This is a genomic window from Allobosea sp. 05T438 (assembly GCF_056396025.1).
The window spans coordinates 563019-579366 of the sequence record NZ_JBFTKQ010000001.1 but is presented as its reverse complement, the minus strand read 5'-3'; the positions used below and the strand labels follow the sequence as shown (position 1 = coordinate 579366).

15 protein-coding genes are annotated in these 16348 nt (G+C 66.4%); 7 read left to right on the top strand and 8 right to left on the bottom strand.

Going from position 1 to position 16348, the window contains the following annotated elements; all coding sequences use genetic code 11:
* Window positions 1-46: 46 nt before the first annotated feature.
* Window positions 47-949, bottom strand: coding sequence for a DMT family transporter (locus tag AC1DIN_RS02825; RefSeq protein ID WP_441469846.1), 903 nt, complete (start codon window positions 947-949; stop codon window positions 47-49).
* Between the two features lie 139 nt (window positions 950-1088).
* On the opposite strand from AC1DIN_RS02825, the gene AC1DIN_RS02820 reads away from it, so the two are divergent.
* Window positions 1089-1412: an ArsR/SmtB family transcription factor gene (locus tag AC1DIN_RS02820; RefSeq protein WP_441469845.1), complete on the top strand. Its 324-nt coding sequence runs from the start codon at window positions 1089-1091 to the stop codon at window positions 1410-1412.
* Complete coding sequence (locus AC1DIN_RS02815) at window positions 1409-1966, top strand: SRPBCC family protein (protein WP_476808595.1); 558 nt, start codon at window positions 1409-1411, stop codon at window positions 1964-1966. The genes AC1DIN_RS02820 and AC1DIN_RS02815 overlap by 4 nt, the downstream gene beginning before the upstream one ends.
* Here AC1DIN_RS02815 and AC1DIN_RS02810 read toward each other — a convergent pair whose 3' ends face one another.
* From AC1DIN_RS02810 to AC1DIN_RS02795, 4 genes are all read right to left on the bottom strand, one after another.
* A complete protein-coding gene (locus tag AC1DIN_RS02810; RefSeq protein ID WP_441469843.1) occupies window positions 1967-2491 on the bottom strand; it encodes a winged helix DNA-binding protein in 525 nt (174 codons plus the stop codon).
* Between the two features lie 146 nt (window positions 2492-2637).
* Window positions 2638-3627, bottom strand: coding sequence for a TRAP transporter substrate-binding protein (locus AC1DIN_RS02805; protein ID WP_476808594.1), 990 nt, complete (start codon window positions 3625-3627; stop codon window positions 2638-2640).
* A 42-nt stretch (window positions 3628-3669) separates the two neighbouring features.
* Window positions 3670-4974 carry a TRAP transporter large permease gene (locus AC1DIN_RS02800; protein ID WP_441469841.1) on the bottom strand — a complete coding sequence of 435 codons (1305 nt, stop codon included), beginning with the start codon at window positions 4972-4974 and terminating at the stop codon, window positions 3670-3672.
* Window positions 4975-4976: 2 nt separating this feature from the next.
* Entirely contained in the window at window positions 4977-5525 is a 549-nt protein-coding gene (locus AC1DIN_RS02795) for a TRAP transporter small permease (RefSeq protein WP_476808593.1), read from the bottom strand.
* Window positions 5526-5748: 223 nt separating this feature from the next.
* Here AC1DIN_RS02795 and AC1DIN_RS02790 point away from each other — a divergent pair, with 223 nt between their 5' ends.
* Both AC1DIN_RS02790 and AC1DIN_RS02785 read left to right on the top strand, forming a co-directional pair.
* Complete coding sequence (locus tag AC1DIN_RS02790; protein ID WP_476808592.1) at window positions 5749-9348, top strand: hydantoinase B/oxoprolinase family protein; 3600 nt, start codon at window positions 5749-5751, stop codon at window positions 9346-9348.
* A 34-nt stretch (window positions 9349-9382) separates the two neighbouring features.
* A complete protein-coding gene (locus AC1DIN_RS02785; protein ID WP_476808591.1) occupies window positions 9383-10078 on the top strand; it encodes an SDR family oxidoreductase in 696 nt (231 codons plus the stop codon).
* An 18-nt stretch (window positions 10079-10096) separates the two neighbouring features.
* On the opposite strand, the gene AC1DIN_RS02780 is transcribed toward AC1DIN_RS02785, so the two are convergent.
* Complete coding sequence (locus AC1DIN_RS02780; RefSeq protein WP_476808590.1) at window positions 10097-10714, bottom strand: LysE family translocator; 618 nt, start codon at window positions 10712-10714, stop codon at window positions 10097-10099.
* A 90-nt stretch (window positions 10715-10804) separates the two neighbouring features.
* Between AC1DIN_RS02780 and AC1DIN_RS02775 the strand changes: the two genes are divergently transcribed.
* The gene (locus tag AC1DIN_RS02775; protein WP_476808589.1) at window positions 10805-11389 is read left to right on the top strand and encodes a GNAT family N-acetyltransferase; all 585 of its coding nucleotides are present in this window, start codon (window positions 10805-10807) and stop codon (window positions 11387-11389) included.
* A 15-nt stretch (window positions 11390-11404) separates the two neighbouring features.
* On the opposite strand, the gene AC1DIN_RS02770 is transcribed toward AC1DIN_RS02775, so the two are convergent.
* Together AC1DIN_RS02770 and AC1DIN_RS02765 are read right to left on the bottom strand one after the other, a co-directional pair.
* Window positions 11405-12259 (bottom strand): alpha/beta fold hydrolase, encoded by an 855-nt coding sequence (locus AC1DIN_RS02770; protein ID WP_476808588.1) that lies wholly within the window; start codon window positions 12257-12259, stop codon window positions 11405-11407.
* Between the two features lie 22 nt (window positions 12260-12281).
* Entirely contained in the window at window positions 12282-13271 is a 990-nt protein-coding gene (locus tag AC1DIN_RS02765; protein WP_476808587.1) for an alpha/beta hydrolase, read from the bottom strand.
* Window positions 13272-13468: 197 nt separating this feature from the next.
* On the opposite strand from AC1DIN_RS02765, the gene AC1DIN_RS02760 reads away from it, so the two are divergent.
* The gene (locus AC1DIN_RS02760; protein ID WP_476808586.1) at window positions 13469-15130 is read left to right on the top strand and encodes a methyl-accepting chemotaxis protein; all 1662 of its coding nucleotides are present in this window, start codon (window positions 13469-13471) and stop codon (window positions 15128-15130) included.
* A gap of 82 nt (window positions 15131-15212) precedes the next feature.
* The gene (locus tag AC1DIN_RS02755; protein WP_476808585.1) at window positions 15213-16304 is read left to right on the top strand and encodes an ATP-dependent DNA helicase; all 1092 of its coding nucleotides are present in this window, start codon (window positions 15213-15215) and stop codon (window positions 16302-16304) included.
* The last annotated feature ends 44 nt before the right edge of the window (window positions 16305-16348 follow it).

Here is a 16348-nt window from a genome sequence, read left to right as displayed (position 1 = left end):
CTCCCGGCAAGCCCTTATCCTGCCGGCTGTCGTCAGTCCGCGGGCATCAGGGAGCGCCGGCTCCCGTCGCTTCAAGCACTGATGGCGCCGGGGCGGCCCGGCGTTCGAGGATGAGCAGGACGAGGCCCGCTGCGACGATCAGCGCCGCGCCGCACAGCATTGCCGGCGTCGGCCAGTCGCCGAAGATGAACCAGCCGAAAACCAGCGCCCAGACGATCAGCGTGTACTGATAGGGAACGACGACCGAGGCTTCGGCGAGCTTGAGCGAGCGGGTGACGCAGATATGCGCGGTCATGGCGACGATGCCGAGGAGGCCGAGCAAGGCCGCGTCCTTGAGGCTCGGCGTCACCCAGCCGAAGGGTAGCAGCGCCAGACCCATCAGCAGCGCGCCGAGCGTCTGCCAGGTGACCAGCGTCACGTCCGGCGTGCCACGCAACTGCCGGCCGGCGATCATCATCGCGGCGAAGAAGAAGCTGCCGACGACGGCGATCAGCGCCGGCATCGACAGGCTCGCGCCGCTAGGATTGAGCGCGACGGCGACACCGACAAAGCCGAGAGCGACGGCGAGCCAGCGCCAGCCATCGACGCGCTCTCCCAGCAGCAATGCCGCGAGGATGACGACCCAGACCGGCGCGGCGAGCCAGATCGTCATGGTGTCCGCGAGCGGCAGATAGCTGACGGCGAGATAGAACAACGCCACCTCGGCGGAGCCGAAGAGCACGCGCAGCGCCTGCAGGCCGGGGCGTTCCGGCCTCAAGGTCCGCTGCACGCCCTGCTTGAAGACGAAGGGCATGATGACGACGAGCGCGACCAGGCTGCGCATCACCAAGACCTGCCCGACCGTGTAGGTGGCGACCAGCCATTTGCCCATCACGTCGTTGAGCGAAAACAGCAGGATGCCGAGGAGCATCATGGCGATGCCGGCGAGCGAGGCGTTGCGGGAGGTCATGTCCGGGTCGTCGGTTCTCAAAGGCGTGCCAGCACTGGCCGACTCTGCGGCCGGAGGCAATCCTGCGTCGCAGCATAGCAGCCGCGTGTCAGAAATTTAAGTGTTGACTTAATTAAGTGATGGCGGAATTAATTTCGGCATGGACCGCTTTGCCGCCCTTGCCGACCCGACCCGCCGCAGCATCGTCGAGCTGCTGGCGGAAGGTGCATTGCCGGCCGGGGAGATCGGCGCGCGCTTCAGCGCGAGTCCTCCTGCGATTTCGCAGCATCTCAAGGTGTTGCGGGAGGCCGGGCTGGTGACGGTCGAGGTCCGCGGCCAGCAGCGAATCTACCGGCTCGATCCGGCCGGGCTCGACGCCTTCGACGCCTGGCTGCGCCGGGTGCGGCGTTTCTGGGGTCGCCATCTCGATCTGCTGGAACAGGAACTCGCAAAGCCCGAGACGGGCGAGGGAGACACGCGATGAGCGAATATGGTGCCGTGCTGGAAAGCGGAGCCGTGCGCTTCGAGCGCCTGCTGCCGGGGCCGGTCGAGCGCGTCTGGTCTTACATCACCGAATCGGACAAGCGCGGCCGGTGGCTGGCATCGGGGCCGTTCGACCTACGTGTCGGTGGGCGGGCCGAGCTCCTGTTCAAGCACTCTGAAATCACGGACGAGGCGCCGCCGGCGGCCTACCGCGAGGTGCACGAGAACGGCGTGCGCGCGACCGGCGCGATCACGCGCTGCGAGCCGCCGCGGATCATCGCCTTCACCTGGGGTGGTAGCAGCGAGGCGGAATCCGAGGTCGAGTTCGCGCTGAGCCCGAAAGGCGACAAGGTCCTGCTGGTGGTGACGCATCGCAAGCTCCCCAGCAATGCGGAGATGACCAGCGTTTCCGGCGGCTGGCACATGCATCTCGGCCTGCTGGAGGATTTGCTCAGCGGCAGTCCGCGGCGCGGGTTCTGGTCGCGGCACGCGAAGCTCGAAGCGGAGTATGCCCAACGCTACGCGGGCCTGCCGGAGCCGGGTGGCGCGGCCTGACTACAAACTCGCCGCCGCCCGCGCCGCCTGGTCGTACTGGCCCGACAGAGAGCGCATCGCTGCGGCGATCTCCGACAGCCGCGCGGGATCGGCGCCGGTTGCGCGCACGGACTTGACCAGAAGCTGCTCGCGGATCTGGGCATAGCGCCGGCAGGCCTCCTCGCCGGCGGGCGTGACCTCGACGGTCTTTTCCTTGCCCTTGCGGCCGGCCTTCAACAGCTTCAGCCGTTCGAGCTTCTTCATCGAATAGTTCACGAGATGCGTGTCCTCGATATTGAGGACGAGGCAGACATCGGCGAGCCGCTTCGGCTTGCCGCGGTGATTGACGTTGTGCAGCACCAGCACGTCGAGCGGCGATAGATCGGGAACGCCGGCCGCCGCCATGCAGCGGATCATCCAGCGCTGGAAGGCATGGACCGTCATGTTCATGGCGAACTCGAATTCCGAGAGCGCCGGCAAGGCTCCGGATGCGAGATGGCCGGAAGAGACGATCGGGCCGAGGTCGTCGGCAGGGGCAGAGGGCATGCTTGCAACCCGGATAATGCGCGGGGGACCCTCATTGATCTCGGGCTTGCCCGAGATCAACACCTTTAAGTGTCGAAGCCGGCAACCGCCGACTTCGATGGGAGAGGGGTTTCGGTTGTGGTTCCCGCGCTCGGGCGGGATGACCCTCACATCTTCTTGTAGGCGTCGATGATCGACTGACCGTCGGCACCGGCCTTCTTCAGCCAGTCGGTGGTCAGCGTGTCGCCGGCCTTCTTGAAGCCGCTCGCGAGCTCGGGCGAGGGGGCCTGCACCTTCATGCCCTTGCTCTTCAACTGGTCGAGATACCAGCCGGCCTTATCCTCCCACATCTTCCAGCCGCGCTCCTCTGCGGTGGCGGCGGCCTTGAGGATCGCGTCCTGCGTCGCCTTGTCGAGCGCGTTGAAGGCGGCCTTGTTGACGAAGGTGGCGTCCTTAGGGATCCAGGCCTGAACGTCGTAAAAATGCGTCAGCGACTCCCAGACTTTCGAGTCGTAGCCGGTGCCGCCCGACGACATGAAGGAGTTGACCACGCCGGTCGCCAGCGCCTGCGGCAGCTCTGCCGCCTGGATCGTCACCGCCTGCATGCCGAGCATCTCGCCGAGGCGGGCGGTGCCGACATTGTAGGAGCGCCACTTCAGGCCTTTCATGTCCTCGACGCTGTTGATGTCCTTCTTCGCGTAGACGCCCTGCGGCGCCCAGGGAACCATGAAGAGCAGCTTGATGCCCTGCGAATCGAGCTTCTTCTCGATCGCGGCCTTGGAGGCCGTGTAGAGCTTGCGCGAGTCGGCGAAGCTGGTGGCCAGGAAGGGCACGACGTCGATGCCGTAGACCGGGTCCTCGTTCTCATGCAGCGACATCAGAACTTCGCCCATCTGGGCCTGGCCGGACGCGACGGCGCGCTTGATTTCCGGTGCCTTGAACAGCGAGGCGTTGGCATGGACCGTGATCTGGAGCTTGCCACCCGTCGCCGATTCGACGTCCTTGGCGAAGAGGGCGAGGTTCTCGGTGTGGGGGTTGTCCGACGGATAGGCGTTGGGCAGGTTCCACTTGGTCTGCGCCGAGGCCGGTATGGCGAAGGCGAGCGCGCTGACCCCGAAGGCTAAGGCCGCGGCGGTCATGTGTCTGCGGTTGATCATGTCATTCCCTCTCTTCTTGCTTGTGATGGTTTGTGCCGAGGATCAGTCCGGGAAGGCGAGCTTCGGCAAATAGAGCACAATCTGCGGGAAGGTCGTGATGATGATGACTGCGATGTTCAGCAGAATGAAGAACGGAAATGCCGCCTTCGCAATCGTCATCGTGTCCTTGCCGCTCATGTTCTGCAGTACGAACAGATTGAAGCCGACCGGCGGGGTGATCTGCGCCATCTCGACATGGATCACGAGGTAGACGCCGAACCAGACGAGATCGAAACCTGCCTCCTTGACCATCGGCAGGACGATGACGGCGGTCAGCACGATCATCGAGATGCCGTCGATCAGGCAGCCCAGGATGATGTACATGCAGGTCAGCGCCAGCACGAGCATATGCGGCGAGAGCGACTGGCCCTTGACCCACTCCGCCAGCGCGGCCGGAATGCCGGTATAGGCCATCGCCGCCGTGCAGAAGGCCGCGCCGGCCAGGATCAGCATGATCATGCAGGTGAGGCGCGTCGCGCTCATCACGCTTTCGAAGAAGGTCTGCCAGGTCAGCGTGCCGCTCCACCAGGCGAGGACGAGAGCGCCGGTCACGCCCCAGGCGGCGCATTCGGTTGCGGTGGCAAAGCCGAGCACAAGGGACAGGAAAACAGCAGCGATCAGCAGCAGGCAGGGCGCGAGATTGGCCGACTGGCGCACTTTCGCCAGGAACGGCATCGGCGGATCGCGGGGGGGAATCTTGCCCGGATTCAGCCAGGACCAGATCATGACGTAGCCCATGTAGAGCGCCATCACGAGAGCACCGGGCAGGAAGCCGCCGAGGAAGACCTGCAGCACCGACACGTTGGCCGTGACGGCGTAGACCACCATGGGGATCGAAGGCGGGATCAGCAGGCCGAGCGTGCCGGAGCCAGCGAGCGTGCCGATGCTGATGCCTTCGTCGTAGCCGCGCTTCTTCAGTTCCGGCAAGGCGATCTTGCCGATGGTGGCGCAGGTCGCAGCCGAAGAACCCGAGACGGCAGCAAAGATGCCGCAGCCGACGATGTTGGTATGGACGAGGCGGCCGGGCAGCCATTGCAGCCAGGGGGAGAGTCCCTGGAACATCTGTGCGGAAAGCCGCGTGCGGAACAGGATCTCGCCCATCCAGATGAAGAGCGGCAGCGCCGCCAGCGTCCAGGAGGCCGAAGCGCTCCAGACCGTCGTCGCCAGCACCTGCCCGATCGGGATGTCGGTGACGAGCAGCATCGCGAGCAGGCCGACGAGGCCGAGGCCCACGGCGATCCAAACGCCGCTGGCGAGGATAAGGACGAGAAAGCCGAGCAGGACAATGGAGAGAAGCGGCAGGCTCATCGTCAGACGCCTCCGCCTTGCGCGACGCGCTCGATCAGTTCCTCCGTCGTCTTCGGCGGCGCGGGTTCGTAGGTCGGTTTGCCGCCACGCGCGACGATGACCCACTCCTCGACGACTGCGAGAAGCAGGATCGCCAACCCGGCGACCATGCCAAGCTGTGGAATCCAGAGCGGGACCGAGATCACGCCGGTCGACATGTCGAAGAACTGCCAGGAGTCATAGGCGAGCCGCCCTGCCTGCCAGGTGAAATAGGCGAGGAAGGCTGCTGCGATAGTGAGCGAGGCCAGTTCGGCGATGCGGCGGGCGGGGCCGTGCAGGCGCTCCAGCAGCAGGCCAACCCGGATCATCTCGCCCTTCTTGAAAGTGTGGGCGAGGCCGAGGAAGGCCATGGCGACGAGCGACCAGCCGGTGAAGTCGTCACCCGACGGGACGTTGAGGTTGATCTCGCGGCCGACCGACAGCAGCATCATCAGCACGAAGATCGCTACGAGGAAGAAGCCGGCGAGATACCCGGCCAGGAGATAGAGCGTATCGAGCGTGCGGCGGATCATGGCGCGCGCCGCTCCCGCAGGTCGATAGCGCGTGCGCGCCCGGTTGCCAGGGTTGCTCGCATCGTCACATCCTCCGCTTTCGTGCCGGCCCGGCCCCTCAGCCATGTTCCAGCCACAATTGGGATCGTAGCCGGCGGAATCGCCTTGTCAATAACTCATCGACGATTTATCGATGAAACGTCAGCGTAGTACGAAGCTGGCGCGGCGGAGGGGAGAACGTCTTATGTCGGCAGCCTGTTGGGACTTCTGGATCGATCGCGGCGGCACCTTCACCGACGTGATCGGGCGCGATCCGGCTGGCAATCTCCATGCCAGAAAGCTGCTMTCGGAGAATCCCGGCGCCTATCGTGACGCGGCCGTGCAGGGCATCCGCGATCTGCTCGGCCTGAAGGCGGGCGAGGCGATTCCGGTCGGCGCCGTCGGCGAGGTGCGCATGGGCACCACCGTCGCCACCAACGCGCTGCTCGAGCGCAAGGGCGACCGCACGCTGCTCGTCACCACCAAGGGCTTCCGCGACGCGCTGCGCATCGGCTACCAGGCGCGGCCCGACATCTTCGCCAAGGAGATCGTCAAGCCCGAGCAGCTCTACGACGACGTCGTCGAGATCGAGGAGCGCGTGCTGGCCGACGGCACTGTCGAGCGTGCGCCCGACGAGGCGGCGATCCGCAGCGCGCTGCAGGCGCAGTACGATGCCGGCTTCCGCGCCGTCGCCATCGTCTTCATGCATAGCTATCGCTACTCGGCGCATGAGCAGGTCGCGGCCCGCATCGCCCGCGATATCGGCTTCCCGCAAGTCTCGGTGAGCCACGAGGTCTCGCCGCTGGTGAAGCTGGTCGGGCGCGGCGACACCGCCGTGGTCGACGCCTATCTCTCGCCGATCCTCGGCCGCTATGTGCAGCAGGTTTCGGAGGAGCTCGACGTTGCCCGCACCGGCGCGCGGCTGATGTTCATGATGTCCTCGGGCGGGCTGACCGCCGCCGAGCTGTTCCAGGGCAAGGATGCCATCCTGTCGGGCCCCGCCGGCGGCGTCGTCGGCCTCGCCGAGACCGGCCGCTCGGCCGGCTTCGACAAGGTGATCGGCTTCGACATGGGCGGGACCTCGACCGACGTCGCCCATTTCGACGGCGAATATGAGCGCGCCTTCGAGACCGAGGTTGCGGGCGTGCGGATGCGCGCGCCGATGATGCTGATCCATACGGTCGCTGCGGGTGGCGGATCGATCCTCCACTATGACGGCGCGCGCTTCCGCGTCGGCCCGGATTCGGCCGGCGCCAATCCCGGCCCGGCTGCCTATCGCCGTGGCGGCCCGCTCGCGGTGACCGACGCGAACGTGATGGTCGGCAAGCTGATTCCGTCCTATTTCCCGGCGATCTTCGGGCCGAAGCAGGATCAGCCGCTCGATGTCGAGACAGTGCGGGCGAAATTCGCGGCGCTGGCGAAGGAGGTCGGCGACGGCCGCTCTCCGGAAGAGGTTGCGGACGGCTTCATCCAGATCGCCGTCGCCAATATGGCCGAGGCGATCAAGAAGATCTCGGTTCAGCGCGGCTATGACATCACCCGCTACGCACTGAACTCCTTCGGCGGCGCCGGTGGTCAGCACGCCTGCCTGGTGGCCGATGCGCTGGGCATCAAGACGGTGCTGCTGCATCCGTTCTCCGGCCTGCTTTCGGCCTATGGCATGGGGCTCGCCGAAATCCGCTCGACACGCACCGCGGCGCTCGATGTCCCGCTCGACGGCGAAGCCAAGGCGGCGATCGAGGCTGTGGCCGAGAAGCTCGGAGCCGAGACCCGCGCGGAAGTCGCGGGGCAAGGCGTGGCGGAGGGCGACATCGCCATCCATACCAGAGCCCATATCCGTTATGCCGGCACCGACACGGCCATCGCCGTGCCTGCCGGCACGCGCGCTGCGATGCAGGAGGCCTTCCAGACGGCGCACAAGGCGCGGTTCGGCTTCATGGACGAGACCAAGGCGCTGGTCGTCGAGGCCGTCGAGGTCGAGGCCGTCGGCGGCGGCGCCAAGTTCGAGGAAGCTGCCGCTTCGGAGCAGGCGGGCGAGCCGGCGGTTGCCGAGCGCACGCGCTTCTTCGCCAAGGGCGAATGGCACGATGCGGCGATCGTCCGGCGCCAGGCGATGCTGCCTGGCCAGAGGGTTGCCGGCCCCGCGATCATCATCGAGCCGAACCAGACCGTCGTCGTCGAGGAGGGCTGGAGCGCGAAGCTCACGGCCAAGGACCATCTCGTTCTCGTCCGCGTGAAGGCGCTGGTTCAGCAGGCGGCGATCGGCACCAGGGCCGATCCGGTGATGCTCGAGATCTTCAACAACCTGTTCATGTCGATCGCCGAGCAGATGGGCGTGACGCTGCAGAACACCGCCTATTCGGTGAACATCAAGGAGCGGCTCGACTTCTCCTGCGCCGTCTTCGACCAGACCGGCGCGCTCGTGGCCAATGCCCCGCATATGCCGGTGCATCTGGGGTCGATGGACCGTTCGGTCGAGACGGTCATCTCGAACAACCCGGTGATCCGGCCGGGCGATGTCTACTGCCTCAACGCGCCCTATAATGGCGGCACGCATCTGCCGGATATCACGGTCTGCACGCCGGTCTTCGATGCGCAGGACAGGGACATCCTGTTCTGGGTGGCGAGTCGCGGCCATCACGCCGATGTCGGCGGCACGGCGCCGGGCTCGATGTCGCCGCTGGCGACGAATATCGAGGAAGAGGGCGTCTACATCGACAACTTCAAGATCGTCGATCGGGGCCGCTTCTGCGAGGAGGAACTGATCAAGTTGTTGACCGGCGCGCGCTATCCGGTGCGCAACGTCGTGCAGAACGTCAACGACCTGAAGGCGCAGATCGCCGCCAACGAGAAGGGCGTGGCTGAGCTGCGCAAGATGATCGGCTCCTTCGGTCTCGACGTGGTGCAGGCCTATATGGGCCATGTCCAGGACAATGCGGCCGAGAGCGTGGCGCGGCTTTTGACCAAGCTCCACGATGCCGAGTTCACCTATCCGATGGACCAGGGCTGCGCGATCAAGGTCAAGATCACCATCGACCGCGAAAAGCGCGAGGCGACGGTCGATTTCACCGGCACTTCGGAGCAGCGGCCGGACAATTTCAACGCGCCGGCGCCGGTGACGCGCGCCGCGGTGCTCTACGTCTTCCGCGTCATGGTCGACGACGCCATCCCGATGAATGCCGGGTGCCTGCGGCCGATCAGGATCGTCGTGCCCGAAGGCTCGATGCTGGCGCCGCGCTATCCGGCGGCCGTCGTGGCCGGAAATGTCGAGGTGTCGCAGGCGGTGACGAACACGCTGTTCGGCGCGCTTCAGGCGATGTCCTGCTCGCAGGGCACGATGAACAACCTCACCTTCGGCAACGACCAGTACCAGTATTACGAGACGATCTGCTCGGGCTCGCCGGCCGGGCCGGGCTTCAACGGCACCTCGGGCGTGCACGTCCACATGACCAATTCGCGGTTGACCGACCCGGAAATTCTGGAGACGCGCTTTCCGGTCGTGCTGGAGGATTTCCATATCCGCCTCGGCTCGGGCGGCAAGGGCGAATGGACAGCGGGCGACGGCACCAGCCGCACCATCCGCTTCCTCAAGACGATGGACTGCGCGATCCTCGCCTCGCACCGCAGGGTGCGGCCCTTCGGCGTCAAGGGCGGCGAGCCTGGCCAGCTCGGCAGGACGCTGGTGCGCCGGCTTTCCGGGCAAGTCGAGGAGCTGAAGCCCTCCGACCAGACGCTGCTTCAGGCCGGCGAGGCGGTGACCGTGATCACGCCGACGGCGGGCGGCTATGGAAAAGCGAAGGACTGAGGCTTAGGTCCGTCCCTCTACCATGGAGACGGACATGCCCCAGACCTGGATGATCACCGGTGCCAATCGCGGCATCGGTCTCGCGCTCACCATCGAATTGCTGCGCCGGGGCGACCATGTCATCGCCGCGGCGCGCGAACCTTGGGGCGGGGCGCTCGGCGAACTCGCCGCCGCGCATCCCGGAGCGGTAACGCCGCTCGAACTCGACGTTACCTCCGATGCGAGCGTCGCCGCGGCCAAGAATGCGCTAGCCGGTCGCGCCATCGACGTGCTGCTCAACAATGCCGGCCTCTATGGCCCGCGCGACCGGCAAACGGGCCTCGACGTCGATTTCGATGCCTGGCGGGAGGTCTTCGAGGTCAATGTCTACGCACCCATCAGGGTGGCGCAGGCCTTCCTGCCGAATGTCGAGGCTGGGCAGGGGCGCAAGATCGCGACGATTTCCAGCCGCATGGGCTCTATCGGCGCCAACCCCGGAAATGCGCTGATCTACCGCTCGTCGAAGTCAGCGGTGAACATGGCGATGGTCGTGTTCGGCAACAGCGTCCGCGAGCGCAATGTCAGCGTGATGCTGTTCCATCCCGGCTGGGTCCAGACCGACATGGGCGGCGGCGGTGCCGACATCACCCCGGCCCAGAGCGCCGGCGGGCTGATCCGCACCATCGACGCCTCCGGCATGGCCGAGACCAACAGCTTCCGCGACTACAAGGGCGAAAAGATCGCCTGGTGATCGCGGTTGGTCGGTGGCTCAACTCGCCCGCGTCGAGGCGAGCCAGAGCCCGCCGCCGACCAGAAACCCACCGCTGAGCTTCGACAGGAGCCGGACGCGCCGCTGCGAGAGCAGATGGCCGGCGCGCCCGGACAGCAGCGCATAGGCGCCGTCGCTGAGCGCGGCGAAGGCCAGCGCGGTCGTGCCCATGATAGCGATCTGGGTGGCTTGGTCGCGTGCCGGATCGAGGAACTGCGGGAAGAAGGCGCCGAAGAACAGCAGCGTCTTTGGATTGCTGAGAGCGACGAGCGCGCCCTGCAGGAAGAAGCCGCCGCGCGGCGGCTTCGCCCGCGCGCCACCGTCGAGACCGGAGCCCGCCGAGCGAAACATCTTCCAGCCCAGCCAGATCAGATAGACGGCTCCGGCCAGTCGCAGCCACTCGAACCAGTGGCCGAGCGCGGCGATGACCGAACTCAGCCCGATGCCGGCGACCACGACCATGATCGCGAGCCCAGCCTGCGTTCCTGCCACATTGAGGAGGCCGGCGCGGGTACCGTGCTTCAGGCTGTTGGCGACGATCAGCGTGACCGTCGGCCCGGGCACGATGATGATGACGATGCAGGCGAGCAGATAGGCGGCATAGACTTCGAGCGACATGGCGCGGGTCTCCGGCTGTGTCGCCTAGTGATCTGCCGATGTCCGCTCCTTGTCCAGCGGTCTCGGATGGCCGCCGAAGGAGAGGTTGTGATGGGCCGGAATGGCTTTGCCGTGCTTCCGCTGACGACCGAGCGCTGGGGCGATCTGGAGGATCTCTTCGGGCCGCAAGGGCCTTGCTATGGCTGCTGGTGCAACCATTTCCGCATGCCGCAGCGCCTGCGCAAGCCGCTGCTCGGCGAGGGGGCGCGCCGATTGTTCGAGGAGCGGGTGAAGCAGGGGCCGCCGCCGGGCGTGCTGGCCTATGCCGACGACAAGGCCGTTGGCTGGCTGCAGGTGGGGCCGCGGGCTGATATCCCCGAGTGGAACAATCCGCGGCGCGCCTCGACGCCGCTGGCTGACGCGCCGGCCGAGGACATCAGCAATTGGGCGGCTTCCTGCTTTTTCGTCAGGCGCGGATTTCGCGGGCAGGGCGTCACCGGCGCGCTGATCGAGGGCGCAATCGATTTCGCGCGGGAGAGTGGTGCGCGGCTGATCGAGGCCGCGGCCATGGACAACCGGGAGAAGCGCAGCGCCGACGGGCTCTATGTCGGGCCGGAAAGCGTGCTCCGACGCGCCGGCTTCGTCGAGGTGGCCCGGCAGAAGCCGGGGCGGCCTTTGCTCCGGCTGGTGCTGTGACGGGGCGGCTTCGCTTCAGCCGAGGATGAAGTCCCGGATTTCCTGGAAGGCGCCTTCGCGATCGTCGGTGACCACGCCGTGGCCGCAATCGGCGAAGCGCAGGAAGCGGACCTGCCCGGGCGGGAGGCTGGCCGCGATCGTTTCGCTGAAGGCGATCGGCGTGACCGGGTCCTTGTCTCCGGCCATGACGAGGACCGGGCAGGAAACGCGGCCAAGCGCCTCCCGGAAGTCGAAGCGGCCGTGCTCGTTGCCCGGACCGTTGAAATGCTCCCCGGTATTGTTGCGGATGATCGCGCGGCTCAGCCAGCGCCTGTCGCGTGCCTCTTTGCGAGTCGAATAGAACGGCAAGCAGATTTCTCGATAAACCGCGCGCGTTGCATCAGAGGGTGCCGACCAGTAGTTCCGGGCCGCCGCAGCCGCTTCTCTGCCTCCGAACTGCTCGAAGGCTGCGTAAATCTCCTCGAAGTCGACCTTGGCTGCCGTGCTCACCAAGATCAGCTTTCCAGCATGGTCGGGATGACGGGTCGCATAGGCCTGGGCCACGAAGCCACCGAAGGAGGTCCCGAGCACAAGAGGTCTATTGATACCGAGCGCATCGCAGAGGCCCTTCACGTCATCGCCCCATTGCGCGAGCGTCCAGTGCTCGCGCAGCCCGTCATCGCTGCGGCCGCAGCCGCGATGGTCGTAGTAGACGATCTGGCAGATGTCGCGCAGCGCCGAAAAGCCTGGCTTGTAGATGCTGTGGTCCCCGCCCGGGCCGCCGTGCAGGAGCAGGAGCGTCGGCTTCTCGCGCATCCGCGGCCCGTCCGGAACCAGGCCCGCTCCTTCGACGTCGACATAGAGGCGGACGCCATTCACCTCGACGCGCATGGTCTATAGCTCCAATGGCGGGTCAGCCGCCGAGCCCGGCCAGAAAGGTCGTCAGCCGGTCCAGCGCCAGCCTGCCTTCCGGTCGATCGAGATCGAACTGGTACTCGTGCGGCAACTTCGGCTCGGTCTCGGGCGGGAAGAACAGCGTGTCGACCTTGACGCCGTGGTCACGCAGCGCCTGGGCCATCACCACGGATTGCGGCGCCAGCGGATCGCCGTTGCCGACTGAAATAAAGCTGCGGGGAAAGGCCTCCGTCACATAGCGAGGCACCGCCGCTTCGGTGATGCGTTCGCTGTCGAAGGGGTTCGACGTACCGAAATAGGCCAGGAGCACGGAGCGGATGAAGCCGCCGAAGGGGCCGGTCAGCTCGAACGACGTCGGGTCGAAGGCGCCGCAGAACAGGACGGTGCCTCGCAGGTTTGCCGGGTCCATGGCCGGTTTCAAGCCGAGCAGTTCGGCATAGTCCTTGCCGGTCAGCCCTGCGGCGAGTTGCGCTGCGATATGGGCACCGGCCGAGTCGCCGGCAAGCACGACCCGGCTGGGGTCGAGGCCGAGGCGCTGGCCTTCGCGTTGCAGGAAGCCGAGCGCTTCGTTCAACTGCAGAACCGGCTCGGGATAGCGGGCTGTCGGTGCGCGCGTGTAGCCCACCGCGACGGCAGGAAATCCGCGCCCGGCGAGAAGCTTGAGATAGGGCGCGACATCCTTGCGGTCGCCGGCGACGAAGGCGCCGCCATGGATCCAGACGAGGGTCGGTCGCCCCGGCGTGGCATCGCCTCGCGGAAGGTAGACATCGAGCCGTGCCTCTTCCGCGGCGCCGTAGCGGATATCGAGCAGCTCGCGGATATCGGCCGGAACATGCTTGGCGAGGGCGGCATCGGTCTTCGATGCGCCGTAGCCGAAGGCAAGCCGCGTCAGCAGGGTCGAAGGCCAGGGCGAAAGGACGAAGGCTGCATAGCCAGCCAGAACAAGGCCGAGGCAGAGCAGGAGAATCCGGGTGGCGCGAGGTCTCATGTCGCGAAGCTAGGCTGCCTCTTCTCCGCGAGCAATGGCGCGGGAGCCGACACGGAATGCCGCGGTCAGTACCGTTATGTAATCGGCTAAAATATTGATTTTGTTCTGGTATGTCGATCCGCATTAACCTTGCGTTCGTTCGCATCTGCGAAAGGAGCCCCGGCTATGAGGTAGTGACGACCATGAGGCGATTGGGATTGACGGCGAAGATCATGGCGTTCTTCGCGTTGCTGAGCCTCGCCGGAGCGCTCGGCCTCTTCAGTGCGTTGAGCGGTTTCGACGAGGCCCGGCGCATCGATGCTGCGGCCTTTGCCGATATAGGCCTTGCCAGCAGCGCTTCCTTGCTCTCGAGCCGAGTCGCCGCCACCGCGTTGCAGAGCAATGTCGATCCCGAGATGTCAACGCAGCAGGTCGAAGCCATGCTCGAGCGGCTCGACGGCTCCGTCGATCTGGTCGATGCGGCCCGCGCGCATCTGATCTCGGCCTTGCCTGCCGCTTTGCGCGAAGCGAACCCGACCTTGGACGCGAGGATCCGCACCTTCATCGCTTTCCAGCGCGGCATCGTCGACATCGGCCGCCGGGTTTCGGCGAAGGCGGCACTTCTGGAGGCCGGAGCGGACGATGCCCGCATCAATGTCGATCAGATCATCACGACGACATCGGCCTTGCGTGACGAGCTTGCGCGCCGGGCCAGCAAGGCGACGGTCCGTGCCGAGGAGCGCGCAGGCAATGTCCGCCTCCGGACCATTCTGTTTGCCTGCCTGCTGCCGCTCGGCGGCGGTCTCGTGACTTGGCTCCTGCTCCGCAACCATCTGACGCGCCCGCTGCGACGGCTTATGGCCTCGATCGGCGAAGCCGCGGCCTCGGACCGGGTCATCGAGGTGCCCTATCGCGGGAGGGCCGACGAGATCGGCGAGCTCGCCCGCGTCGTGCGCCAGTTCAGCGAAGTCAGGGCGACGCTGGTGACACGCGAGGCGGAGGCGGGCGATGCGCGACGCCACGCGCAGATGCGCAGCACGGAGCTTGCCCGGATAGCGGACGAGTTCGAGGCACGGCTCGGCCTGCTGCTCGGCGAGATCGGCCGGGAGAGCGAGGTGCTGCGCATGGCGCTTCAGGATTCGGCGGTGCGGGTCCATCAGGTCTCGAAGAGCACGGAGACGGCGGCCGCTTCCGTCGATGGAGCCGGCGTCGAGGCGATTCGTTCCACCGAGGCCGCGCTGCGGATGGAGCATGTTATCGGCCAGATCAATGCCGAGGTCAGGCGCGTCTCCGAGATGGCCACGGCGGCAACCCGCGAAGCGGCAGGAACCCACGCTCTGGTCTCGCGTCTGACGGAGAACGCCGCGCAAATTCGCGACGTCGTCGGCATCATCGAGGCGGTCGCGCGCCAGACCAATCTGCTGGCGCTGAACGCCACGATCGAGGCGGCCCGCGCCGGTGCGCAAGGACGCGGCTTCGCCGTCGTCGCAGCCGAGGTGAAGACCCTGGCGAACCAGGCGTCGGAAGCCGCCGCGCGGATCGTCCATCGCATCGCGCAGGCCGACGAAGCCTTGTCGCATGCGGCGCAAGCCGTATCTGCCATCGGAGCGAGCGTCGCCGCGGTCGAGCAGACCGGCACCGAGATCGCCACGATGGTGGGATCGCATGTCGAGCTTCTCGGCTCGCTCGGCGAGACGGTCGGACGCATCTCGGACGTGACTGCGACGGCCGCCATTGCGATGTCCGAGATCGCGACGGCCAATCTGCAGACCGTGGGGCAGGCCGATATGGGTGCTCAGAGCGCCGGCGAACTCGATCGGCGGATCAATGCGCTTCAGGTGGAGGCAGGAGCCTTCGTGCGGCGCCTGCGCATGGCCTGATCGGTTTCGGCATCGTTGCGCTTGCCTTCGCGGGGCGACTCGGCCCCATTTGCGCCATGCCCGTTTCGACGATTCCCTCGCGATGAGCTGGTCGCCCCAGCAGGATGCGGCTTTGACCGCCGTGGCGCGCTGGCTGCAGGCCGGCGAGCCGCAGCTCTTCCGCATGTTCGGCTATGCCGGCACCGGCAAGACGACGCTCGCGCGCCATATCGCCGAGGCGGTCGACGGCGAGGTCGTCTTCGCCGCCTATACCGGCAAGGCCGCGCTCGTGCTGCGCAACAAGCGCTGCCATGGCGCGCAGACCATTCACTCGCTGATCTATCGCTCGCGCGGGGTCGAGGAGGAGAGCCCGACCTTCGTGCTCAACCGCGAGAGCGCCGCCACCAAGGCCAAGCTCATCATCATCGACGAATGCTCGATGGTCGACGAGGAGCTGGGTCGCGACCTGCTCTCCTTCGGCACGCCGGTTCTGGTTCTGGGCGACCCGGCGCAGCTGCCGCCGGTGAGGGGCGGGGGCTTCTTCACCGAGCAGGAGCCCGACGTGATGCTGACCGAAGTGCATCGGCAGGCGGCGGACAACCCGATCGTGCGGATGTCGATGATCGTGCGCGAGGGCGGCCGGCTCGACTATGGCGACTATGGCCCCAGCCGCGTGATCCGGCGCGAGGAGGTCAATCCCGAGATCGTCATGACGGCCGATCAGGTCCTGGTCGGGATGAACAAGACGCGGCGCAACTACAACGCCCGCATCCGCCAGCTCATGGGCCGCACGGACAACAGCCCGGTCGCCGGCGAGAAGCTGGTCTGCCTGCGCAACGACAAGAGCAAGGGCCTGCTCAACGGCGGCTCCTGGATCGTGCAGGAGATCAAGACCTCGAAGAAGGGGCTGGTCACCATGCGGGTGACGCCGGAGGACGACACCGGCGCCAAGGCGGTGAAGGTCTCGGTGCTGCCGAACTTCTTCGACGGGACCGAGGAGGAGGTGCCGTGGGAGCTGCGCAAGCACACCGACGAGTTCACCTTCGGCTACGCCCTGACGGTGCACAAGTCGCAGGGCTCGCAATGGGACGACGTGGTGCTCTTCGACGAGAGCTTCGCCTTCCGCGAGCACCGGGCGCGCTGGCTCTATACGGGGCTGACGCGCGCGGCCGAGACGATCACGGTGGTGATGTAGGGACGAGCGTCCGGTAGGGGTGGGAAGCGGACATTGCTAGGGGT